This is a genomic window from Marivibrio sp. (assembly GCF_040218065.1).
Classification (GTDB): Bacteria; Pseudomonadota; Alphaproteobacteria; order UBA8366; family Aestuariispiraceae; genus Marivibrio.
Map to the genome: position 1 here is coordinate 137,008 of NZ_JAVJQE010000008.1, position 20,984 is coordinate 157,991.

A 20,984-nucleotide genomic window follows, 5' to 3' on the forward strand; every position below is an offset into this window, starting at 1 on the left:
GCGAAGGTCGGGGCGGTTGAAAAGACGCTTAGAGCCCCATCCGATCCAACATCCGCGCCTTTGCGATGTGCCAGGCGACGCCGATCTTGCGGAAGCGGTGGAACGGGATGCGCCGGACGCCCTCGGTGATCGGAATGCCGGTCGGCTCGCCCTCGATCGCGCCGGCCAGATCGCGCCCCAGCGCCGTTCCCATCGCCACGCCCCGCCCGTTCAGGCCGATCGCCGCCAGCACGCCCGGCGCCGGGCGCATCAGCCGCGGGGTCCAGTCGGTCGTCAGCGCGACATAGCCGCCCCACTCGAACTCGAATTCCAACTCCGCCAGCTGGGGGAAGAGCTTCAACGCCCCGCGCTTGGCGATCTCAGCCGGGCCGGCGTCGGGCGGACCCAGCACCTGACCGCGCGCGCCGATCACGAACCGGTCCGCGCCGTCGCGCTTGAAATAGAGCATCGAGCGCGCGGTGTCGGAGACCGCATGCCGGCCGGGCAGCACGCTTTGCGCGAGGCGAGGCGGCATCGGCCTGGTCGCTGCGATGGCGCTGGCGACGGGCACGACGGCCTGCGCGAGGTCCGGCCACAGCGCGTCGGTGTAGCCGTTGGTGCACAGCAAGACATGCGCCGCGCTCACCGATCCGCCGGGAGTCTCGACCCGCCAGCCGGCGCCGGCGCGCGCGAGCGTCGTCGCGCGGCTTTCCGCATGGATCGTCGCGCCGGCGGCGAGCGCCGCGCGGGCCAGGCCCCGGGCGTAGGCCAGCGGGTTCAGGTTGCCGCCGCGCGGGTCCAGCGTCGCCGCCGTGTAACGATCCGTTCCCAACAGGTCGCAGGCCGCCGCGCCCTCCAGGAAATCCAGGTCGACGCCTTCCGCCGCCCAGCTCTCCGCCCGGCGGCGCAGCGCGGCGGCCCCCGCCGCATCGGGCGCGGCCTGGACGTAGCCGGGACGGATCGCCTCGCACTCGATCGCGTGTCGCTCGATCAGCTGGAAGACCAGATCGCAGGCGCCGTCCGCCAGGCGGACCGTCCGCGCGCCGGCCTCGCCGCCGCCGTAGTGAGCGCGCAGTTCGTCCGGATTGAGCTTCATGCCCGGATTGACCTGACCGCCGTTGCGCCCCGACGCCCCGAAGCCCGGGCCTTCCGCTTCCAGCACGATCGCGCGTTTGCCGCGCTCGGCCAGATGCAGCGCGGCCGACAGGCCGGTGAACCCCCCGCCGACGATGACGACGTCCGCCTCCTCCGGGCCGTCCAGCGGCGGGCAATACGGCGGGGCCGCGGCGGTCGCGGCCCACAGGCTTGGCGGATGACGGCCTTGGATCTGGGACATGTGAAGCCTTTCCTGTTGAACGGCGTCGCAACGCTTGGCCTTGGCGCCCGACGCGTGGCATGATTCCCGCATGCGCATAATCTGAGACCGTACGCACCGGGGAGGGGCGTCGATCCGGACCGTGGGCGCGGCCTGCGCGCTCGTCCGGCCCTTCTTGGAGTTTTAGAGGTCTATGTTCAGTCGTCTCATCCGCATCATCAAGGGCGGCGATCGCCGCCGCGAACGGCGCGTGCCCGTGCGTCTCAAAGGCGCGATGAGCGAATACAGAGGCCGCATAACCGACGTCAGCCTCGGCGGCTGCGGCTTCTACGCCGACGAAGGCGGGGTCTTGCAGCTCGGCGACCGCGTGACGGCCCATCTTCACCCGCCCGGTGAAGAGCCGTTCGACCTGCCGGCCGAAGTCGTCGGCCAGGACGAGGAAGGCATGGTCTACTGCATCGCCTTCAAAGAGGTGAGCCCAGAGAATTTCGAGCGTCTGCAGGACGTGATCGTCCATCAGGCGTTGGGGGAGGCGAAGAAGTAGTGCGGGCTACGCCCGCCCCGCCTCCGAGGAGAGCAGCGCCGGGTCGAAGCCGAGGCGCGCGATCGCCTGGTCCCACTTCTCGTCCAGCCGTTCGTTGAAGACCAGCGACGGGTCGGCCGGGACGTGCAGCCAGGCGTTTTCCTGAATTTCCTCGTCCAGCTGCCCCGGCCCCCAGCCCGCGTAGCCGAGCGCCAGCAGACGGGCCTGCGGCCCGTCGCCGCGCGCGATATCGCGCAGGATGTCGATGGTGGCGGTCAGGCCGATGCCGTTCTCCATATCGACGGTGGCGTCCTGGGCGTAGTCGGTGGAGTGCAGCACGAAGCCGCGCCCGCTTTCGACCGGCCCCCCGAAATGCACGCGGATCTCGTCCTGCGCGCGGCTGGCTCCGAGGTCCAACTGCTCCAACAGCTCATCGAACGTCATGGATTCGACCAGTCGGTTGATCACCAGGCCCATCGCCCCTTCTGCGTTGTGCAGGCACATGTAGATGACCGAGCGCTGGAAGCGCGGGTCCGCCATGCCCGGCATCGCCACCAACAGCTGGCCTGTTAGATAGCCTGAATGTCGGCGCCCGGAACTCATCATCGACGTCACCAATCCCACCTTTTCGCGCGGCGGCGACCCGCCGCGCCGATACCCTCGGCCGCGAGTGTAACAGCATCGCCGCCGGCCTTTCCAGCGGCCCGGCGCGACCCGGCGTCGCAGAGCCGTCGCGCAGAAGTGAGCGGCGCCGGCGCGCGTCGCCGCTTATATAAACGCAAGGGCGGGCGTCCGCAGGGGGTTGAACTGACCCGCGCGATGGCGATGAATGCGAACGATGGCTGCGATGTTGAAACGACTGATCCCTTGGCTTGCCTTGATCGCGAGCGCGCTCGGCGCGCCGGCGGCGGCGCAGACCGTGGACGGGGCCGGTCCCTGGTTCGATACGGAGCAGGGCTCGGTGCGGTTGATCTCCGCCGTGGAGGCCGTCGGCGAGCGTGAGACCCTGAAGCTCGGCCTGCAGTTCGAACTCAAGCCGGGTTGGAAGATCTATTGGCGCAGTCCCGGCGACGCGGGCTTCCCGCCGCGCCCCGACTGGTCAGGGGCCGAGAACGTCGCCGAGGCCGCGCTCTCCTGGCCCGCGCCCAAGCGCTTCACGATCTTCGATATGGAGACGATGGGCTATGCCGACCAAGTGGTCCTGCCGCTGGAGGTGACGCCGGAACGGCCGGGGGCGCCGGTGACGCTCGCCGGCGTGGTCAGTTATCTCACCTGCGAGGAAATCTGCATCCCGCACGACGCGCCGCTGTCGATCAGTCTGCCGGCGGGGCCGGCCGACGGCGCGCCGGGCGCTTTCCTGATCGACAAGTACCGCGCCGCGGTGCCGCTGGCCCAGACCAGCGCCGACCCGTCCGAGACCCCGGGCGGCCTCGCCCTGCGGCAGGCGGCCCTGCAGGCGGCCGAGGGCGGCGAGGGCGTGCGGCTTGAGGTGGCGGCCGCCTCGCTCGAGCCGTTCGACGACGCCGAGATGGAGTTGCTGGTCGAAGGGCCGGCCGGCCTGTGGTTCGACAAGGCGGCGGTCGACCTGGGCGCAGACCCGCGCGAGGCGCGGTTCACGCTGACGGGCGGCGGGGTGGATCTGGCGACGCTGACCGGCGGGGCGCTCACCTTCACGCTGGTGGACGGCGGCCGTGCGGTAGAGGCGGCGTTGATCCCTGACCGCGGCGCGCTGCCGGCCGCCGCGCCGCAGGCCTTGGTCGCCCCGCAGGCGGACGCGCCGGCGCCCGCGCGCGCCGATCTCGGACTCCTCACGATCCTCGCCTTCGCCTTTCTGGGCGGGCTGATCCTGAATCTGATGCCCTGCGTCTTGCCCGTCCTGTCGCTCAAGCTGATGGGGGTGGTGCGCAAGTCGGGCGGCGAGCGGCGAGAGGTCCGCCTCGGCTTTCTCGCCTCCTCCGCCGGCATTGTGGTCTCGTTCCTCGTCCTGGCGGCGGCCGCGATCGGGGTCAAGGCGGCGGGGCTGTCGATCGGTTGGGGCGTGCAGTTCCAACAGCCCGTCTTCCTGGCCTTCATGGTCGCGCTGTTGGTTCTTTTCACCTGCAACATGTTGGGACTTTTCGAATTCGGTCTGCCAGGCTTCGTGAGCGACCGGGCCGCGGCCGTCGGCGCGCGGAGCGGCTATATCGGCGATTTCCTGACCGGCGCCTTCGCGACCTTGCTGGCGACGCCCTGTTCGGCGCCCTTTCTCGGGCCGGCGGTGGGCTTTGCGCTCAGCCGCGGGCCGGGGGAGATTTTGGCCGTGTTCACGCTTCTCGGTCTCGGTCTGGCGACGCCTTATCTGCTCGTGGCGGCTTTCCCGCAGGCGGCGGCGCTGCTGCCGAAGCCTGGTCCTTGGATGCTCTGGTTGAAGCGGGTCCTGGCGCTCGCGCTGCTGGGCACGGCCGTGTGGCTGCTCAGCGTGCTTCAGGCGACGATCGGCGTCGAGGGCGCGGTTGCGGTGGGATTGCTTGCGGCCCTTGCCGGCGCGGTGTTGGCGGCCCGTCGGGTGCAGGAATCCCGTCTGGCGAAATTCGCCTGGCCGCTGTCCGCCATGCTGGCGGCGCTCACCGTCGTCTATCCGCTGCTCTCGCAGCAGGCGATCGGTCTGCGCGCGCCCGCCGCCGTCGACGGCGGCGCCTCCGCACCCGGCCAAGAGGCCTCCCAAACGATCGAGTGGGTCGCCTTCGATCCCGACGCGATCGCCGCGCATGTCGGGGCCGGCCGCACGGTCTTCGTCGACGTCACCGCAGACTGGTGCGTGACCTGCCAATGGAACAAGAAGACGGTGATGGAGCGCGGCGCCGTCGCCGATTGGCTGACGCGTGCGGAAGTGGTGGCGATGCAGGCCGATTGGACGCGGCCCGACAAGGCGATCGCCGATTATCTGGCGCGCTACGGGCGCTACGGCATCCCGTTCAACATCGTCTACGGCCCCGAAGCCTCAGAGGGCCGCCCGCTGCCCGAGCTGCTGACGGAAGCCGCAGTGATGGAGGCCGCCGCCGCCGCTTCCGGCGAACCGGCGTTGGCGCGGCGCTGACGTCCTTTGCTTTTGCGCGCGCCGTCTGGACATTCCGCGCCGCCGACGCACATTATGCGCCGCGCGCGGGCGAACCGGCGCGACCCTTAGTCGAAATCGACGATCAGCGTTGAGGAGGAGGCGGCCGATGGCCATTCAAGTGGGTGATGCGATTCCGTCCGTTGGACTGATGACGATGGGGACCGACGGGCCGGAGCCTGTCGATCCGGCGACGTACTTTGCGGGTCGTAAGGTGGTGGTCTTCTCCGTGCCGGGCGCCTTTACGCCGACCTGCTCGGCCAAGCATCTGCCGGGGTTCGTCCAGCATATCGACGCGCTGAAGGCGAAGGGCGTCGACGCCGTCGCCTGTCTGGCCGTCAACGACCCGTTCGTCATGGGCGCCTGGTCGAAGGACCAGGGCGCGGGCGGCAAGGTCGACATGTTGGCCGACGGGTCCGCCAAGTTCACCACCGCCCTCGGGTTGGAGCTCGATTTGATCGAGCGCGGCCTCGGCATGCGGGGCCAGCGCTTCGCCATGGTGGTCGACGACGGCAAGGTCACCCACCTCGCGGTCGAGGAGCCGGGCGCGTTCGAGGTCTCCTCGGCCGAGGCGATTCTCGAGGCGCTTTGAGCGGCGTCGCTCCCTCTCTCCTGTAGGTCAGGGGAGAGGGATCACGCGCCCTTGCGCCCCAACGCCTCCAGTTTCGCCAGCCAGCGGCGGCGCGCCGCCTCGCCGATCGCCTCCACCCCGCCGATCAGCGTCGCGGCGATCGGCTTGATCCCGACGAAGCCGAGGATGTTGCGCTTCAGGCTCTTCAGGCTGTGGGCGCCGTAGAACAGGCGATAGGCCAGGGCCGGCATCCCCATCGTGACCACGATCCGGGCGGAGCGGCCGGAAAGCCGCTTCTTCGGCAGCCCCTTCGCCTGATACTCGAAGGCGAAGCCGGGCCGCAGCGCCTGTTCCAGAAACAGCTTCAAGAGCCCCGGAATCGTCCCCAGCCAGAGCGGGTAGACGATCACCAGATGCTCCGCCCGCTCGATCGCGGCCTGGGCGTTCGCGATCGCGGGCGCGGGCGCCTCTGTCTCGAAGGCTTGCTTGGAGCGCAGAACCGGCACCTCCAGATCGCCGAGGTCGATCCGCTCCACCGAATGCCCCGCCGCCTCCGCGCCGCGCTGATAGGCGTCGGCCAGCGCTCGATCGAAATGGCCGGGCGCCGGGTCGGGGTGGCGGCCCAGCAGAATCAAGATGCGGCGCGTCATAGGCCTTCTCTCAGCTTAGCCGTCGGGAACAGCCTCCCCCGCCAGCTCGTAGCCCATCGACCAGAAGCGGGCCTCGAGCCGGGTCGCCTCCGTGAAGGTGCGGGCGAGCTGCGTCCTGCGATGATCGCTCAAGCTCTCCCGCTGCGCCAGCGCGTCGAGATAGGCGCGCTCGTCCTCGGCGGCCGCGCGGTATTCGGCACCGGAATACATCGCGATCCACTCCTGATAGGGATTGCCCTCGCGCTTCAGCCAGGGTCGGTCGAGCAGCCAGGTCGCGATCTCCGCATAGCCCAGCATGCAGGGCGCCAGCGCGACATGCAGGTCGAGAAGACCGCCCGCCATGCCCCGCTCCAGCACATAGCGGGTGTAGGCGAGGCAGGCCTCCGCCTCCGGCGCGGCCAGGACGTCCGTCTCCTTCAGGCCCCAGCGCGCGCAATAGTCCAGATGCAGCGACAGCTCGACGTCGAGGATCGCGGCCATGCCCTCCTTGGCGCGGCGCAGGTCGTCCGGCGTCTCCGCCTTGTAGCCGGCCAGCGCATAGGCGCGCGCGAAGTGGATCAGGAAGTGGTAATCCTGGATCAGATACTGCCGGAAGACCGTCTCCGGCAGATCCCCGCGGCCCATCCCCTCGACGAAGGGATGGCGGGTGTAGGCCGCCCAGTCCTCCGGACAGGCGGCTTTCAGATCCTCGAACAGAGCCATCGGCTCACTCCCCCAGCACGACGGCGAAATTGTCGACCGGCGCCGGGGTCTCGACCAGCCCGGCCGCCTGCATGAACTCCGCGAAGCGCACGTAGCGTCCGCGATCGAGCGCGGACGGGCGCAGGGCGAAGCGCGGCAGCGTGTCGGCCCACGCGCGTCGGTTCAGCTCGTCGTCGAGCTCCTCGCCATAGGCCGCGAACATCTCCCAGCTCTCCTGCGGGTGGTTCATCAGATAGATCGTCGCCTCCTCGACCGCGTCCATGAAGGATTTGAGGGCCGGATCGTCGAGCCGGTCGCGATGGGCGATGTAGATCAGCTCGTCATAAACCGGCACGCCGTGCTCCTCGGGATAGAAGGCGCGGCCGGGCTCGCCCACGATGTCCATCTGGTTGAGCTCGAAGTTGCGGAAGGCGCCGATCACGGCGTCCACCTGGCCCGAGATCAGCGAGGGCGAGAGGGAGAAGTTGACGTTCACCAGCTCCACATCGTCGCTCGAAAGGCCGACTTGCCTCAGCATCGCGCCGAGCAGCGCGGTCTCGAATCCGCCGACGGAATAGCCGACGGTCTTGCCCTTCAGGTCGGCGATCTCTTCAATCGGCCCGTCGGCCAGCACGACCAGGGCGTTGAGCGGGGTGGCCACCAGCGTCCCGATTCGGGCGAGCGGCAGGCCCTCGGCCGTCTGGATGTGCAGTTGCGGCTGATAGCCGACGGCGAGGTCGGCCCGCCCAGCGGCGACCAACTTGGGCGGATCGTTGGGATCGGCCGGTTCGATCATTTCGACCGCGAGGCCGTGCTTCTCGAACAGTCCCAACTCCTGCGCCACGATCAGCGGCGCGTGGTCGGGATTGACGAACCAGTCGAGCAGCAGCGTCAGCTTCTCCTGCGCCGCGGCGGGCGAGACGCTGAGCGCGAGGGCGAACAAGGCGGCGGGGAGGGTGAACCGTCGGGTCATCGATACCTCATCTTTCGGGTTGCCAGCGGACCAGGCGTCGGCAGCCCCGGTCCACCAGGAAGAACAGGATCAGCGAGAAGGCGGCGAGGACGACCAGCGCCGCGAACATGGTCGAGACTTGCATGCGCGCGTTGGCGTGCAGCATCAGATAGCCGAGGCCCGCAGAGGAGCCGACCCACTCCCCCACCACCGCGCCGATCGGCGCGACGGCGGCGGCCACCCGCAGGCCCGAGGCGAAGGCGGGCAACGCGGCCGGCAACCGCAGATGCATCAGCGTTGCGGCCTTCGACGCGCCCATCGTCCGGGCGAGATCGAGCCAGCCCGGATCGGTTCGCTTCAACCCGTCATAGAAGGCCGAGGTCACTGGGAAATAGATGATCAGCGTCGCCATCGCGACCTTGCTGGCCATGCCGTAGCCGAACCAGAGCGTCAGCATCGGCGCCAGCGCAAAGACCGGCAAAGCCTGGCTGACCACCAGGACCGGCATCAGCCAGCGTCGGGCCGGGCGAAAGGCGCTCAGGCTCAGCGCGCTCGCCGCGCCGAGGATCGCGCCCAAGCCTAGGCCCATCAGGATTTCCGCCGCCGTGACCAGACCGTGGCGCGCCAGCAGCGCCGGCTTGTCGATCAGCACCTCGGCGACGGCCAGCGGGCCGGGCAGGATGAAGGCCGGCGCGCCGGTCAGCCAGACGATCGTCTGCCACGCCAGCAGCAGGCCCAGCGTCAACGTGACGGGGCGCAGCACGACGCCGGGGCTCATTCCGCCGCCTCCCGCGCCGCCGTCGGCGGATCGGGTCCGTCGCCGGCGGCCAGCCGTTCCAGCAGCCGGCCGTGCAGCGCCGCGATCGCCGGATCGTCGGTGGCGCGCGGCGTCGATCCGCCCGGCTCGATCGGGGCGGGGGCGAGGCGCGCGGGTCGGCCCGTCAGCACCTCCACCCGGTCGCCGACGCGCAAGGCCTCCAATGGATCATGCGTCACCAGCAGGACGGTGCGGCCCGCCAGCAGATCGACGGCCAGCGCCTGGAGGCGGTGGCGGGTCAGCGCATCAAGCGACGAGAAGGGCTCGTCCATCAATACGACCGGGCGATCCTCCATCAAGGTCCGCGCCAGCGCCGTGCGCTGGCGCATGCCGCCGGACAACTCCGCCGGCAGCGCGCCGGCGCGATCGGCCAAGCCGACGGCGTCGAGCAGCGCCATCGCCCGATCCTTCAGCGCGCGCCCTGCAGGCCCGCGCATCTCGCCGCGAAGCCGCGGGCCCAACAGCACGTTGTCCAAGACGCTCGCCCAGGGCGCGAGCAGATCGCGCTGGGCCATGTAGGCGATTCGCCCGTCAAGCGGCGCGCCGTCGTCCGCCGCGACGCGCCCGGCGATCTCCGCCCCCTCCGCCGGCAAGGCGGCGATCAATCGCAAAAGGCTCGTCTTGCCGACGCCGCTGGGACCCAGCAGGCAGGTCCAACGGCCGGCCGGGATCCTCATGTCCAGGGAGTCGAAGACAGCGTCCGCCGCAAAGCGGAGGCGTGCGCCGTCGACGGTGACGCCGGGGGAGCGGCCCATCGTCGCGCTCAGGCCGCCCGGGCCTGGAAGTAGGCGCTGACGCCGACCGACGACCAGCGTCGGGCGGTTTCCTGCGCCGCGCGGTAGCTCTTCAGGATCTTCGGCCCCAGGCGCTCGTCCGCCATCGCCTCTTCGACGACCGGATCGGCCAGACGGCGGGCTTCGGCGATCACGTCGTCGGGCATGCGGAACAGGGTGACGCCGCGCTCGCTCTCAAGGCGATCCAGCGCTGCGGCGCTCTTCCAGTCGGCTTCGGCCAGCGCGTAGGCGTGCTCCGCCCGGCAGGCCTCCTCCACCACGAGCTTCAGATCTTCGGGGAGGCCGTCGTACTTGTCGCGCGCGACCAGCAGTTCGCCCGTGCCGTTCGGCTTGTTGAAGCCGGGCCAGGCGTAGTAGGGCGCGGCCTTGTAGAAGCCGAAAGCCTCGTCGATCCAGGGGTTCAGGAACTCCGCCCCGTCGACTACGCCGGACTGGAGGGCGGTGAAGATCTCGCCCGCCGGCAGCGTCGCCGGCGCGCCGCCCATACGGCGCAAGATCTCGCCGCCCAGCCCGACGATGCGCACGCGCAGGCCCTTCACATCCTCCAGACTTTCGATCGGCCGCTTGAACCAGCCGGCCATCTGCATGCCGGTCTCCCCGGCCATGAAGCCCTTCAGGCCGAAGTCGGCGTAGAGATCGTCCCACAGCTGTTGGCCGCCGCCGTGATAGATCCAGGCCGCGTGCTCGCGCGAGCTGAGGCCGAAAGGCACGGTTGTGAAGAAGGACGCCGCGCGGTTCTTGCCCGTCCAGTAAACGGAGGCGGTGTGCGCCATGTCGGCCGCGCCCTGCGCGACCGCGTCGAACACCTCCAAGGCCGGGACCAGTTCGCCGGCGGCGTGAAGCTCGATCTGAAGGCGCCCGTCCGCGGCCTTCTCGATGCGCTCGGCGAGGCGCGCGGCGCTGGTCCCGGGGCCGGGCGAGTTCTTGGGCCAGCTGGTGACCATGCGCCAGCGGATCGGCGCGTCGGCGCGTGCGACGGTCGGCGCGGCGAGGGGCGCAGACAGGGCGCCGACGCCCGCGACGGACAGCCCCGCGCCTTTGAGGAAGCGGCGGCGGTCGGCGGTGGGCGTGTCGGTCATCGGGATCCTCCTTGCCTTTCGGTCTGTCGGATCGAGGGAGTCTCAGCCTCTATTGCTGCCAGAGGCCGTGGAAATGATGGACGGGTCCGTGGCCGCGCCCGATCTCCAGGCTGTCGGCCATGGCGATGGCGTTGGCGATGTAGGCCTTGGCCTGCTTGACGGAGTCCGACAGCGACTGACCCTTGGCGAGGCCGGCGGCGATCGCGGCCGAAAGGGTGCAGCCGGTGCCGTGCGTGTTTTTGGTCTGAAAGCGTCGCCCGGGCAGCCATTCGCTTTCTCCCTCTTCGGTGACGAGCAGGTCTGACGCGCTGTCCCCTGTCAGATGTCCGCCCTTCAGCAGCACCGCCTTCGGCCCGAGCGCCAGCAGTTTCCTAGCCGCCGCGGCCATCTGGTCGGGATCGGTGATCGGCTCTTTCAGCTTCAGGAGAGCCCCGGCCTCCGGCAGGTTGGGCGTGATGACGTCGGCCATCGGGACGAGATCGTTCAACAGCGCCTTCATGGCGTTCTTGTGCAGCAGGCGATCGCCCGATTTCGCGATCATCACCGGGTCGAGCACGACCCATTTCGGCTTGTAGCGTTTCAGATCGAGGCGCACGGCCTCGATCACGTCGGCGCGACCGAGCATGCCGATCTTGACCGCGTCCACCGCGATGTCCTCGAACACCGCCTTCATTTGGGCGCGCACGAAGGTCGGGCTGACGTCGAACACGCCGTTGACGCCTTGAGTGTTCTGGGCGGTCAAGGCGGTGACGACCGAACACCCATAGACCCCCAAGGCGGAAAAGGTCTTCAGGTCGGCCTGGATTCCCGCCCCGCCGCCGGAGTCGGAGCCGGCGACGGTCAATGCGATCGGGGTGCTCATGGGTCGACCTCTTCTTGTTTTGGGGGGGAGGGCGCGGCGCGGGTCGCCTTGGCGGCGGCGACCGCGACGGCGAGAGACCAGGCCGCGGCGCGCGGATCGGCCGCGGCGGCGACGGCGCTGACCAGGGCGACGCCGTCGGCGCCGGCCCGTACGACGGTCTCCGCGTTGGTCGCGTTGACGCCTGCGATGGCGCTGATCGGCAGTCCCGGTGCGACGCCGCGGATGCGCGCGACCCTGTCGCGCAACCCCGCGAGGCCGATCGGCGGATCTGGATTGCGTTTGCTGAGCGTGGTGAAGATCCCGCCGACGGATGCGTAGTCGACGACGCGAGGGTCGACGGCGTCGGCCTCCGCCGGGGTCTTCACGGTCACCCCGACGACGGCGTCCGGACCCAGCAGCCGCCGCGCGTCGGCGGGAGCGATATCGTCGCGCCCGACATGCACCCCGTCGGCCTCGGCGGCCAGCGCCACGTCCGCGCGATCATTGATCAACAGCGGGACGCCCGTCCCCGCCAGGGCGCGTTTTAGCGCCCGCGCCATCTCGATCATCTCGCGAGTTCCGGTCTGCTTGGCGCGCAGCTGCACCAGCGTCGCCCCGCCCGCGACGGCTTCGCGAACCAGCCAAGCCGGGTCGCGCTCGCCCCAATGGTCGGGGCCGAGGATGAAATAGAGCGACAGATCCACAGGGGTCGGGCGCCGGTTTGCGGTCATGCGATCCTCCCGCGCGTCTGAACGGTCTCCGGGTCGAGCGCGGCCAGCGCATCGAGCAGCGCGGCCGGGAAGCCGCCCGGACCCGGCGCGCGCTCGGCCGCAAGCTCGCCCGCGATCCCGAAGGCCAGCGCGCCGGCGAGCGCCGCCTGCAGCGGGTCGGCTTCGACCGCCAGAAACGCGGCGGTCGCCGCGCCGAGCGCGCACCCGGTTCCGGTCGTGCGCGCGAACAGCGGCGTGCCGTTGGCCACCGCGGCTCGCCGGTCGCCCAAGCGCAACTGATCGGTCTGGCCGCTGACGGCCAGGCAGCCGTGGTAGCGCGGCGCCTGCGCGCCGTCGAACAGCGCCGCGCGCTCCGCTTCGTTCAGTCGCAGGACCGCCGGGCCGCGCGCCGTCAGGCGCCGGGCGGCGGCCAGGCGCGCGGGCGCGCGTTCGATCATCACCGGATCGAGAAGCCAGGGGATCTTTGCGGCGCCGGCCGCGTCGACCGCCGTCTCGATCGCCCGGTCTCGGCGCGGATCGGGGGTTCCAAGATTGACGGCGAGCGCCCCGGCCGTGCGCACGAAGTCCCCCGTCTCGTCCGGATCGTCGGTCAGCGACGGGGTCGCGCCCAAGGCCAGAAGCGCATTGGCGCTCAACGTCGCAGCCGCGACGTTGGTTAGGACATGGACCCTCGGCGCGGCGGCCCGCAGACGCTCCAGCGCGTTCGCGGCCGCGCGCAATCGATCGGCGGGGGCGTCCAACGGCACGATCGCAGCCCAGGCCCTCCTTCGGCCGGCGTCGATCCGGCGGGCGACCTTGGCGTGGGGCGGGGCGGCGATCCCAAGTTCTCGTGAAAGAAGCGAGGCGATCTCCGTTCCCTACGCCGGTCCTAGCCGGATCAGGTTCCACGGGTTGGCGCATGCGGCGTGCGCGCCTCTCAGCCCCTCGCTCCAAACTGGGGGCACCCCGACGAGATGTCTGAACTAGAAGGTAAACAGTCCGCGCTCTTTTGCAAGGGCGCGCTGGGCTACTCTCCCATGAGGTGCAGGGCCACGCGCCGCCCATGCGGGCGATCGCGATGCTCGAACAGATAAATCCCCTGCCAGGTCCCCAGCTGCAGACGCCCGTCGGCAACGGGAATGGAAAGCTGCACCTGGGTGAGGGCGCTGCGAATATGCGCCGGCATGTCGTCCGGTCCTTCGGTCGTGTGGCGATAGAGCGCGGGGTCGCGGCTGACGAGGCGGGCGAAGAAATCCTCGAGGTCGCGCTGGACGTCCGGGTCGGCGTTCTCCTGGATGGTGAGCGAACAGGAGGTGTGGCGACAGAACAGGGTCAGCAGGCCCTCGGCGATCCCGGCCGCGCGCACCGCGTCTTCGACCGGCCGGGTGATCTCCAGCAAGCCGGGACCGCGGGTCTCCACCTGCACTTCCTCAGAGTGTTGGCGCATCGTCTTCTCCCGCCCCGAGGCTCTTTTCGAAATAGATACGCTCAAAGCCGTCTTCGCGCCGCCGATCGGTCTCGCGATAGCCGCGCCTCGGATAAAAGTCGAGGTTCTCGGTCATCGCGGCGTTGGTGTAGAGCGTCGCGATCCGGGCGCCTGCCGCTCTGCCGTCGGCCTCCGCGGCGGCCAACAGGCGTCGGCCCAGCCCGCGTCCCTGCAGGCTCGGCGCGACGGCGATCGTCTCGATCATCCAACGGCGCGGGTCTTCGCTCGGCCGGGCGACGATGAAGCCCGCCGCCGCGCCCGACGCGTCGAGCGCCACCGTGGCCCGCCCGGCGGCCGCGGCGGCGGCGTAGTCCGCATCCATCGGCGCCGGACGCCGGCCGATGCGCGCGATGTAAGGCGCGAAGGCCTCCGCCGCCAGGGCGGCGAGCGTCGCGGCGTCCTCGGGTCGCGCACGGCGCAGGCTCCACCGCCCTGACATCGCCTAGATGATGTCGTCGTCGTCGGTGACGAGGTTGCTCAGCGCTGACAGGTTGCGGCGGATGCGTTGTCGCGCGACCAGCTTGCGCTGCGCCTCCACCGGCAGGTCGGTGAAATTGATCATGTTTCGGCTGATCAGCACGTCGAGGATGTCCTCGGTGATCCGCGCCATGTCAGTGTCGCTGTCGGACAGCGTGGCCCGCATCGCCTGCGGGCTGGCGCCGCGCAGATAGCGCAGCACCTCGGGATGATCGTTGGGCAGGAACTCCCGCGCGTGCGGGGCGCTCTTGTCCGCGATTCCCGAAATATGGCCGTCTTCGTCGCGCGACACGTAAGGCATAAGCGCGAGTCTGAGGGAAATCGCGCGCGCGGGCAATAAGAACCCCGCACCCGCCCGCGGGCCCGGAGCGTGAAGGGAGAGAGGGAGCGCGGCGCCGAAAAAGGCCGGCGGAGCGCCGCCGGCCTTTTCAGCGTCCTTCCGAGGGGAAGGAGATCAGTTCAGCCGGGTCGAGACCGACTGGATCGCGTCGTCCATCGCCTTGGCGCCGGCGGGGCCGGACATCTGGTCGGCGATCACCGAGCGCGCCGCCAGAATCGCCATGTCGACGGCCTTGCCGCGGACCTCGCGGATGGCGTTGGCCTCGGCTTGGGAGATCTTGTCCTTCGCCTGGGCCTCGCGCCGCGCGACGGTCTCCTCGAGGCGCGCCTGCGCCTCCTTCTTCATCGCGGCGGCTTCCTTCTTGGCGTTCTCGACGATCTGCTCGGCCTGGGTCTCGGCGTCGCGCTGGGCCTTCTTGGCCTCGGCGAGGCGACGGTTGGCCTCTTCCTTCAGCTCTTCGGCCTGCTCGATCTCCGCGCGAATGCGCTCGATCCGGCCGTAGATCGCCCCCTTCACCGCGCCGGAGCCTTTCCAGACCATCAGGGCCACGAAGCCGACGAACGAGACGGCGACCCAAAGGGTGGTGTTCTGCAGCAGCGAGTCTTCCATGATCCCTTAGGCCTCCTTCGCCGCGCTTTGGACCGCCTTCTTCACGGCGGCGCCCTCGGGCTTGTTTCCGGTCAGCTTGGCGACCGACTCGGCGGCGATCTCCTCGGCGACGTTCTGCAACTCGGCCATGGCGTCCTTGCGGGCGTCGGCGATGCGGCCTTCGGCTTCCGAGATCATGGCGGACAGCTCGGTGTCGTGCCGGGCGATGCGGTTGTCGTACTCCGTCTTCAGCTGATCCTGCGTCCGGCGGAACTCCTCCTGCGCGGAGGCGCGCGCCTCCGAGAGAAGCTTCTCGTACTCGGCCGTGACCTGCTCGACCTCTTCCTTCAACTTCTCGGCCCGCTCCAGATCGGCGGAGACCTTCTGCTGGCGCTGCTCGATCACCTCGCCGACGCGCGGCAGGGCGACCTTCCACATCAGCAGGAAGAGCACCAGGAAGCTGACCACCAGCCAGAACAGCTGGCTGGGAAACGAGGACGGGTCGAGCTGCGGCATGCCGACGCCGCCGCCCTGTTCGGCGGCCAGCGCCGCGCCGATCGGGCTTGCGAAGGCGATCAGCGCCGCCGCGCCCGCCGTGCGGATATGATTGAAGGCTGTCATGATCAATCCGGCCTTTTTAAGTCCCGTACAGGACAGTCCGTTTTAAGTCCCGTACAGGACGGTCCGTGATGGCGCGCCGACGAAGGCGCGCCGCGCGGATAAGGCAGACGGGCGCGCGATCCCTACAAGGTCCGCGCGCCCGCCGCCGCCCGATCAGGTGAACAGGATCAGGAACGCGATCAGCAGCGCGAAGAGGCCGATGGCCTCGACCAGCGCGAAGCCCAGCATCGACAGGCCGAAGACCTGGCTGCGGGAGGCCGGATTGCGCGCGACCGACGAGATCAGCGACGAGAAGATGTTGCCGATGCCGATGCCCACGCCGAAAAGCGCGATGCAGGCAAGACCGGCGCCGATCATCTTGGCGGCTTCGACTTCCATGAGACTAGTCCTTTCCTTCTTTCAAGGGTGCTCCCACGGGCGAGGGGATTCGGTTGTAGGCCTCTCCCGCGGGACGGTTGCGGACGCGCCGTCTTAAGCGCGCGCCCGATCTTCTGCGCCGCGCCGATCAATGCAGATGCAGCGCGTCGTTGAGATAGAGGCAGGTCAGGATCGTGAACACGTACGCCTGAATGAAGGCGATCATGAACTCGAACCCGATCAGCAGCACGTTCAGGCCGAGCGGCAGCAGCGCGCCGACGCCGAAGGTCGCCGCGCCGAGGCCGAAGACGAAGCCCGCGAACACCTTAAGCATGGTGTGGCCGGCCACCATGTTGGCGAACAGACGCACCGACAGGCTGATCGGCCGCGAGAGATAGCTGATGATCTCGATCGGGATGATCAGCGGGTAGAGGAACTTCGGCGCGCCTTCGGGCACGAAGAAGCTGAAGAAATGCAGCCCGTGCTTGAAGAGACCCACCAGCGTCACGAACAGAAACACGAAGATCGCCATCGCGAAGGTGACGATGATGTGGCTGGTGTAGGTGAAGGAGCCCGGGATCATGCCGAGCGCGTTGCCGAACAGCACGAACATGAAGATCGTGAAGACCAGCGGGAAGTACTTCCGCCCTTCGCTGCCGACGTTGTCGCGGATCATGTTGCCGATGAACTCGTAGACCGACTCGGCCATCGACTGCCAGGGGCCCGGCACCATCTCGCGCTTGCGCATGCCGCCCACCAGGAACGCCGTCGCCGTGATCACCGCGATGGTCATCCACAGCGACGAGTTGGTGTAGTCGAGCCCGGAGGGAAGCTCGATGATCGGCTTGATCGTGAACTGCTCTAGCGGACTAGTGGCCACTGGTCACCCCATTCGCTGCTGCGCCGGCGGGCCTCGATCGCCCGGCCGGCGCCGTTGAATCCGCGACAGGCTTGGTCAGCCCGTCTTGTCCTCGTCTACGTCGTCCCGAACGCCCGATCCCTTGGTCGGCCGCCGCCAGCCGATCGCGGAGTCCTTGCCCTCGACCAGCCGGTACACGTTCATCACCCCTGCGCCGCCGCCGAGAAAGAAGAACAGAACCATCAACCACGGTCCCGTCCCCAACCAGCGATCCAGCAGCCACCCGACGCCGACGCCGACCATCAGCGCGGCGACCAGCTCGCTGCCGATCCGCAGGGCGTAGGCCGCGCCTTGCCAGGGCGTCTTCGGGGCGCCGTCTTTCGACCGATCGGCGTTGTGCGTCGCGTCGTACTGCGCGCGCGCGGCTTTCAATCGGCGTTCGAAATCGTCGTCCCCGCCGCTCCCGTCATTCATCGCGGCCTGTCACCTTCTCTCGGCGTCGGGATAGAAAACACCCCCTCCCGAGCGCGGGCGCACAATAGGCGCCGCCCCGTGCCCCGTCAAGGCGCGGAACGCCCGAAATCAGGCGCTTTCGCGCAGTCGGACGGCCTGGGTCAGATCGACGGAGACGAGCTGGGAGATTCCGCGTTCGGCCATGGTGACGCCGAACAGCCGATCGACCCGCGCCATGGTCAGGCGGTGGTGGGTGACGATCAGGAAGCGCGTGGTCCCGTTGTGGGCGATTTCGTCCAGCAGCGTGCAGAAGCGATCCACGTTCGAATCGTCGAGCGGGGCGTCCACCTCGTCCAGCACGCAGATCGGCGCGGGGTTGGTCAGGAACACCCCGAACAGCAGGGCGAGCGCCGTCAGCGCCTGCTCCCCGCCCGACAGCAGCGAGAGGATCTGCATCTTCTTGCCCGGCGGGCTCGCCATGATCTCCAGACCCGCCTCCAGCGGATCGTCGGATTCGGTGAGCGTCAGCTTCGCTTCGCCCCCGCCGAACAGGCGGACGAACAACTCGCGGAAATGGGCGTCGACTTTCTCGAAGGCGGCCAGCAGGCGCTCGCGCCCCTCGCGGTTCAGGGCGTTGATGCCTTGGCGCAGGCGCGCGATGGCGGCCAGCAGATCCTCGCGCTCGTTGGTCATGCTCTCGATCTGCTGGGAAAGCTCGCTGGCCTCCTGCTCGGCGCGCAGATTGACCGGACCGATATTGTCGCGCTCGCGCTTCAACCGCTCGATCTTCGAATCGACCTCGTCTAGCGCGGGCAGGCGCGCGTCCTCTTCCAGCTCCGCAATCCCCAGCGCTTCGTCAGGGCGGACCTCCAGCTTCTCGGCGATCTGATCGGCGACCACGCCCGCGGCCTGCTCGGCCGTCTCGACCTCCGCCTCGCGGCGCACGCGGATCTCGCGCGCTTCGGCGAGGCCGCCTTCGACCCTGCGCAGGTCTCGGTCGGCCTCGACCTGCTCGGCTTCGGCCTTGGCCAGCGCCTCGGCGGCGGCGTTTCGGCGGGTATCGCTCTCGGCGATCTGCGTCAGCAGGCCGTCGCGCTGGGCGGCGATCTCGGCCGGGCGGCTCTCGATCTCGACCAGGCCCTGTTCCGCCTCGGTCTTGCGCGCGTCCAGGTCCGCCATGCGCCGGCCGGCGCCCTCCGCACGCTCGCGCCAGCCGCGTTCCTCGCCCGAGATCGACTCGAGCCGCCGCGCGCGCGCCTCCGCCTCGCGCTTTAGCTGCTCGTGCGCGCCGCGCTTCTCGACTTGGTCGGTGCGCAGCTCGGCCAGTTGGGTGCGCATGCGCGCCACCCGCTCGCGCGCGGCGCTGGGGTCCTCCAACACTTTCAGCGCGCTGTCGGCCGCGTCGATCGTCTCCTTGGCTTCGACCTCGTCGGCCGCGAGGCGCTCCTCCTCCTCGGTTATCGAGTCGAGACGCGAGCGCGCGGCGGCGGATCTGTTTTCCAGGGTCGAGAGCTCCTGGCGCGCGTCGTTCACCGCCTGGAAAGCCTGCGCATAGGCGCTGCGGGCGGCCCGGGCGGCCTCGACCGCGTCGCTCTCGGCGGCCAAGGCGGCGTCGCGCGCCTCGACCATCGCCTGAATGTCGGCCTCGGCCTTGGCGCGGGCGTCCTCGGCGGCGCGTTCGTTGGCGGCGCGGGCTTCGGCCAGTTCCGCCTCGGCTTGCGTGCGGACGCGCTCCAGCGCTCGCTCCGCCTCCGCGCGCTGCTCCGTCAATTCGGCGAGACGATTGCGCTGCTCCAGACGTCGGGCGGCCGGCGTCTCCGCGCCGGGCCGCACGGTCAGCCCGTCCCAGCGCCAGAAGCCGCCGTCGCGGCTGACCAGACGCTGGCCCGGGGCCAAGTCCGGATGCAGCCGTTCGCCGTCCTCGAAGGCCGCGACCACGCCGATCTGCGAGAGCCGACGGGCCAGCGCTTTGGGAGCGCGGACATAGGCGGACAAAGGCGTCGCGCCCGACGGCAATTCCGGCGCGTGGCTCAGGGGCGGCAGATCGCGCCAATGGCTCGCCGCGGCCTCCTCCAGCGCGGCGTCCAGATCCTCGCCCAAGGCGGCGCCCAGCGCGGCTTCGAAGCCGCCGTCGACCGTCACCTTGTCGATCGCAGGCGGGTATTGATCCTCCGCGTCACGCGCAAGCAGGCGGGAGAGCGTCTGCTCCTCCGTCGCCAGAGCCGAGTGCGCCTTGTCCGCTTGGCTCACCCGATCGCGCGCGGCGCGCTCGATCTCGTCCAGCCGGCGACGCGCCTCGACGATCGCCGTCTCGATCGCCTCACGGCTGGTGCGTTCCGCCTCCGCCACCTCGTCGCGCAGGCGGCTCGCCGCGTCGGTCTTTGCGGCGCTTTCCTCGTCGGCGCGGGCGCTGGCCGCCTCGGCTTCGGCGAGCGCCGCCTCGGCGGCTTCCGCGGCGGCGCGCGCGCCCTCGATGTCGCCGGCCTGCGCCACGTCGCTCTCCAGCCCGCGACGCTCCTCGGCCAGCGTCGATCGGCGTGCGGCGATGCGCTCAAGCCGCTGGCGGCCTTCCTCGATCCGGCGCGTGAGGCTGGCGCGCTGGGCGTCTACGCCGGCGACGTGCTCGGTCAACTCCTGAAGCTCCGCCTCCTTCCCCGCGACGGCGGCGTCGGCGGCCTCGCGCGCGCGGTGCGCGGCCTCCGCAGCCTCAGCCTCGCCGGCTTGGGCGGCTGCGATCTCGGCGCGCTCCGCGGCCAAGCGTTCCAGCGCGCTTTCCGCATCGCTTTTCAACTGCCCCTCGCGCTCGATATCCGCGGCGAGCTGCTCGAGGCGCTGCGTCAAGGTCTCCTGGCGTTCGAGGAGCCGGTTCTCCTCCTGATCCAGCTCGCGCTCGGCCAGCTTCAGGCGCTGCAGCTCGGCCGCGGCCTCGGCTTCTTGCCTGCGCAGCTCGGGCAAGGCGGTCTGCGCGTCGGCCTGACGCTTCGCCGCCGAAGCCGCCGCCTCGGTCCGCTCATAGACCGCCTGTTCGGCCTCCTGCAGGCGAGCCTTGGCGACCTCGACCGCGGCTTGCGCGGCGGTCCAGCGCAGATGCAGCTGGATCGCCTCCTGCCGGCGCAGTTGCTCGGAGATGCGGCGATAGCGGTTGGCTTGGCGCGCCTGGCGCTGCAGCCCGGCGCTCTGGCTTTCCAGCGCGCCGATGACGTCCTCCAGACGCTCAAGGTTCGCTTCCGCCGCGCGCAGGCGCAACTCCGCCTCATGCCGGCGGGAATGCAGGCCGCGGATGCCGGCGGCCTCCTCCAGCAGCGTGCGCCGCTCGGTCGGTTTGGCGCCGATCAGCGCGCCCACGCGGCCCTGACTGACGATCGCGGTGGAATTCGCGCCCGAGGCCAGATCGGCGAACAGCAGCTGCACGTCGCGCGCGCGGACCTCCTTCCCGTTGATCCGGTAGGTGCTGCCCTGGCCGCGGTCGATGCGTCGGGTGATCTCGATCTCGTCGACGTCGTTGTAGGCGGCGGGCGCGTCGCGCTCCTGGTTGTTCAGCACGACGGAGACTTCGGCCGAATTGCGCTGGGCGCGGGTGGAGGAGCCGCCGAAGATGACGTCGTCCATCTCGCCGCCGCGCATGCGCTTGGCCGACGTCTCGCCCATCACCCAGCGCAAACTTTCGATGACGTTCGACTTGCCGCAGCCGTTAGGGCCGACGACTCCGGTGATCCCCGGCTCGATCAGGAGCTCGGTCTGGTCCACGAAGGACTTGAACCCGTGCAGTCTGATCTTTTTGAAATCCACCCGCTGGA

General features: G+C 69.8%; 23 protein-coding genes and 1 riboswitch. Of the genes, 3 read left to right on the forward strand and 20 right to left on the reverse strand.

Annotation, left to right across the window (positions count from 1 at the left end):
* Nucleotides 1–28: 28 nt before the first annotated feature.
* Nucleotides 29–1,315, reverse strand: a complete 1,287-nt coding sequence (locus RIB45_RS06955; protein WP_350049515.1) for an NAD(P)/FAD-dependent oxidoreductase — start codon at nt 1,313–1,315, stop codon at nt 29–31.
* Between the two features lie 172 nt (nt 1,316–1,487).
* Between RIB45_RS06955 and RIB45_RS06960 the strand changes: the two genes are divergently transcribed.
* Nucleotides 1,488–1,838, forward strand: a complete 351-nt coding sequence (locus RIB45_RS06960) for a PilZ domain-containing protein (protein ID WP_350049516.1) — start codon at nt 1,488–1,490, stop codon at nt 1,836–1,838.
* A gap of 6 nt (nt 1,839–1,844) precedes the next feature.
* On the opposite strand, the gene RIB45_RS06965 is transcribed toward RIB45_RS06960, so the two are convergent.
* On the reverse strand, nt 1,845–2,420 hold the full coding sequence (locus RIB45_RS06965; protein WP_502882566.1) for a YqgE/AlgH family protein: 576 nt from the start codon (nt 2,418–2,420) through the stop codon (nt 1,845–1,847).
* 244 nt (nt 2,421–2,664) lie between these two features.
* Here RIB45_RS06965 and RIB45_RS06970 point away from each other — a divergent pair, with 244 nt between their 5' ends.
* Together RIB45_RS06970 and RIB45_RS06975 are read left to right on the forward strand one after the other, a co-directional pair.
* Entirely contained in the window at nt 2,665–4,893 is a 2,229-nt protein-coding gene (locus tag RIB45_RS06970; protein WP_350049518.1) for a protein-disulfide reductase DsbD family protein, read from the forward strand.
* A gap of 127 nt (nt 4,894–5,020) precedes the next feature.
* Complete coding sequence (locus RIB45_RS06975; protein WP_350049519.1) at nt 5,021–5,503, forward strand: peroxiredoxin; 483 nt, start codon at nt 5,021–5,023, stop codon at nt 5,501–5,503.
* Between the two features lie 41 nt (nt 5,504–5,544).
* Here RIB45_RS06975 and RIB45_RS06980 read toward each other — a convergent pair whose 3' ends face one another.
* From RIB45_RS06980 to RIB45_RS07065, 18 genes are all read right to left on the reverse strand, one after another.
* Nucleotides 5,545–6,132, reverse strand: coding sequence for an NAD(P)H-dependent oxidoreductase (locus RIB45_RS06980; RefSeq protein WP_350049520.1), 588 nt, complete (start codon nt 6,130–6,132; stop codon nt 5,545–5,547).
* A 15-nt stretch (nt 6,133–6,147) separates the two neighbouring features.
* Entirely contained in the window at nt 6,148–6,834 is a 687-nt protein-coding gene (tenA, locus tag RIB45_RS06985) for a thiaminase II (RefSeq protein ID WP_350049521.1), read from the reverse strand.
* Nucleotides 6,835–6,838: 4 nt separating this feature from the next.
* Nucleotides 6,839–7,786, reverse strand: coding sequence for an ABC transporter substrate-binding protein (locus tag RIB45_RS06990; protein WP_350049522.1), 948 nt, complete (start codon nt 7,784–7,786; stop codon nt 6,839–6,841).
* A 7-nt stretch (nt 7,787–7,793) separates the two neighbouring features.
* On the reverse strand, nt 7,794–8,543 hold the full coding sequence (locus RIB45_RS06995; protein WP_350049523.1) for an ABC transporter permease: 750 nt from the start codon (nt 8,541–8,543) through the stop codon (nt 7,794–7,796).
* On the reverse strand, nt 8,540–9,259 hold the full coding sequence (locus RIB45_RS07000; protein ID WP_502882560.1) for an ABC transporter ATP-binding protein: 720 nt from the start codon (nt 9,257–9,259) through the stop codon (nt 8,540–8,542). The genes RIB45_RS06995 and RIB45_RS07000 overlap by 4 nt, the downstream gene beginning before the upstream one ends.
* Before the next feature lie 86 nt (nt 9,260–9,345).
* Nucleotides 9,346–10,455, reverse strand: coding sequence for a TRAP transporter substrate-binding protein (locus RIB45_RS07005; RefSeq protein WP_350049526.1), 1,110 nt, complete (start codon nt 10,453–10,455; stop codon nt 9,346–9,348).
* Nucleotides 10,456–10,504: 49 nt separating this feature from the next.
* A complete protein-coding gene (gene thiD / locus RIB45_RS07010; protein WP_350049527.1) occupies nt 10,505–11,317 on the reverse strand; it encodes a bifunctional hydroxymethylpyrimidine kinase/phosphomethylpyrimidine kinase in 813 nt (270 codons plus the stop codon).
* Nucleotides 11,314–12,027: a thiamine phosphate synthase gene (thiE, locus tag RIB45_RS07015; protein ID WP_350049528.1), complete on the reverse strand. Its 714-nt coding sequence runs from the start codon at nt 12,025–12,027 to the stop codon at nt 11,314–11,316. The genes thiD and thiE overlap by 4 nt, the downstream gene beginning before the upstream one ends.
* On the reverse strand, nt 12,024–12,773 hold the full coding sequence (locus tag RIB45_RS07020) for a hydroxyethylthiazole kinase (RefSeq protein WP_350049529.1): 750 nt from the start codon (nt 12,771–12,773) through the stop codon (nt 12,024–12,026). The genes thiE and RIB45_RS07020 overlap by 4 nt, the downstream gene beginning before the upstream one ends.
* A gap of 91 nt (nt 12,774–12,864) precedes the next feature.
* Nucleotides 12,865–12,985, reverse strand: a riboswitch (TPP riboswitch).
* Between the two features lie 48 nt (nt 12,986–13,033).
* On the reverse strand, nt 13,034–13,453 hold the full coding sequence (locus tag RIB45_RS07025) for a secondary thiamine-phosphate synthase enzyme YjbQ (RefSeq protein ID WP_350049530.1): 420 nt from the start codon (nt 13,451–13,453) through the stop codon (nt 13,034–13,036).
* Entirely contained in the window at nt 13,437–13,931 is a 495-nt protein-coding gene (locus tag RIB45_RS07030) for a GNAT family N-acetyltransferase (protein ID WP_350049531.1), read from the reverse strand. Before RIB45_RS07030 ends, RIB45_RS07025 begins: the two co-directional genes overlap by 17 nt.
* A gap of 3 nt (nt 13,932–13,934) precedes the next feature.
* Nucleotides 13,935–14,270, reverse strand: a complete 336-nt coding sequence (locus RIB45_RS07035) for a hypothetical protein (protein WP_350049532.1) — start codon at nt 14,268–14,270, stop codon at nt 13,935–13,937.
* Between the two features lie 153 nt (nt 14,271–14,423).
* Nucleotides 14,424–14,918: a F0F1 ATP synthase subunit B family protein gene (locus tag RIB45_RS07040; RefSeq protein ID WP_350049533.1), complete on the reverse strand. Its 495-nt coding sequence runs from the start codon at nt 14,916–14,918 to the stop codon at nt 14,424–14,426.
* A 6-nt stretch (nt 14,919–14,924) separates the two neighbouring features.
* Complete coding sequence (locus RIB45_RS07045) at nt 14,925–15,518, reverse strand: F0F1 ATP synthase subunit B family protein (RefSeq protein ID WP_350049534.1); 594 nt, start codon at nt 15,516–15,518, stop codon at nt 14,925–14,927.
* Nucleotides 15,519–15,671: 153 nt separating this feature from the next.
* Nucleotides 15,672–15,896 (reverse strand): F0F1 ATP synthase subunit C, encoded by a 225-nt coding sequence (locus RIB45_RS07050; protein ID WP_350049535.1) that lies wholly within the window; start codon nt 15,894–15,896, stop codon nt 15,672–15,674.
* A gap of 127 nt (nt 15,897–16,023) precedes the next feature.
* Nucleotides 16,024–16,755 carry a F0F1 ATP synthase subunit A gene (locus tag RIB45_RS07055; protein WP_350049536.1) on the reverse strand — a complete coding sequence of 244 codons (732 nt, stop codon included), beginning with the start codon at nt 16,753–16,755 and terminating at the stop codon, nt 16,024–16,026.
* Nucleotides 16,756–16,830: 75 nt separating this feature from the next.
* Nucleotides 16,831–17,208, reverse strand: coding sequence for an AtpZ/AtpI family protein (locus tag RIB45_RS07060; RefSeq protein ID WP_350049537.1), 378 nt, complete (start codon nt 17,206–17,208; stop codon nt 16,831–16,833).
* A gap of 108 nt (nt 17,209–17,316) precedes the next feature.
* Complete coding sequence (locus RIB45_RS07065) at nt 17,317–20,976, reverse strand: AAA family ATPase (protein WP_350049538.1); 3,660 nt, start codon at nt 20,974–20,976, stop codon at nt 17,317–17,319.
* Nucleotides 20,977–20,984: the final 8 nt, after the last annotated feature.

What these genes read in the sequence shown, in the direction of transcription:
- RIB45_RS06990 (WP_350049522.1), bottom strand. Translation starts at nt 7,786, where the DNA reads ATGACCCGACGGTTCACCCTCCCCGCCGCCTTGTTCGCCCTCGCGCTC.
- RIB45_RS07025 (WP_350049530.1), bottom strand. Translation starts at nt 13,453, where the DNA reads ATGCGCCAACACTCTGAGGAAGTGCAGGTGGAGACCCGCGGTCCCGGC.
- RIB45_RS07005 (WP_350049526.1), bottom strand. Translation starts at nt 10,455, where the DNA reads ATGACCGACACGCCCACCGCCGACCGCCGCCGCTTCCTCAAAGGCGCG.
- RIB45_RS07045 (WP_350049534.1), bottom strand. Translation starts at nt 15,518, where the DNA reads ATGACAGCCTTCAATCATATCCGCACGGCGGGCGCGGCGGCGCTGATC.
- RIB45_RS07030 (WP_350049531.1), bottom strand. Translation starts at nt 13,931, where the DNA reads ATGTCAGGGCGGTGGAGCCTGCGCCGTGCGCGACCCGAGGACGCCGCG.
- RIB45_RS07035 (WP_350049532.1), bottom strand. Translation starts at nt 14,270, where the DNA reads ATGCCTTACGTGTCGCGCGACGAAGACGGCCATATTTCGGGAATCGCG.
- RIB45_RS06980 (WP_350049520.1), bottom strand. Translation starts at nt 6,132, where the DNA reads ATGACGCGCCGCATCTTGATTCTGCTGGGCCGCCACCCCGACCCGGCG.
- tenA (WP_350049521.1), bottom strand. Translation starts at nt 6,834, where the DNA reads ATGGCTCTGTTCGAGGATCTGAAAGCCGCCTGTCCGGAGGACTGGGCG.
- RIB45_RS06955 (WP_350049515.1), bottom strand. Translation starts at nt 1,315, where the DNA reads ATGTCCCAGATCCAAGGCCGTCATCCGCCAAGCCTGTGGGCCGCGACC.
- RIB45_RS07000 (WP_502882560.1), bottom strand. Translation starts at nt 9,259, where the DNA reads ATGAGGATCCCGGCCGGCCGTTGGACCTGCCTGCTGGGTCCCAGCGGC.
- RIB45_RS06995 (WP_350049523.1), bottom strand. Translation starts at nt 8,543, where the DNA reads ATGAGCCCCGGCGTCGTGCTGCGCCCCGTCACGTTGACGCTGGGCCTG.
- RIB45_RS07040 (WP_350049533.1), bottom strand. Translation starts at nt 14,918, where the DNA reads ATGGAAGACTCGCTGCTGCAGAACACCACCCTTTGGGTCGCCGTCTCG.
- RIB45_RS07060 (WP_350049537.1), bottom strand. Translation starts at nt 17,208, where the DNA reads ATGAATGACGGGAGCGGCGGGGACGACGATTTCGAACGCCGATTGAAA.
- RIB45_RS07050 (WP_350049535.1), bottom strand. Translation starts at nt 15,896, where the DNA reads ATGGAAGTCGAAGCCGCCAAGATGATCGGCGCCGGTCTTGCCTGCATC.
- RIB45_RS06960 (WP_350049516.1), top strand. Translation starts at nt 1,488, where the DNA reads ATGTTCAGTCGTCTCATCCGCATCATCAAGGGCGGCGATCGCCGCCGC.
- thiD (WP_350049527.1), bottom strand. Translation starts at nt 11,317, where the DNA reads ATGAGCACCCCGATCGCATTGACCGTCGCCGGCTCCGACTCCGGCGGC.
- RIB45_RS06970 (WP_350049518.1), top strand. Translation starts at nt 2,665, where the DNA reads ATGTTGAAACGACTGATCCCTTGGCTTGCCTTGATCGCGAGCGCGCTC.
- RIB45_RS06975 (WP_350049519.1), top strand. Translation starts at nt 5,021, where the DNA reads ATGGCCATTCAAGTGGGTGATGCGATTCCGTCCGTTGGACTGATGACG.
- thiE (WP_350049528.1), bottom strand. Translation starts at nt 12,027, where the DNA reads ATGACCGCAAACCGGCGCCCGACCCCTGTGGATCTGTCGCTCTATTTC.
- RIB45_RS06965 (WP_502882566.1), bottom strand. Translation starts at nt 2,420, where the DNA reads ATGAGTTCCGGGCGCCGACATTCAGGCTATCTAACAGGCCAGCTGTTG.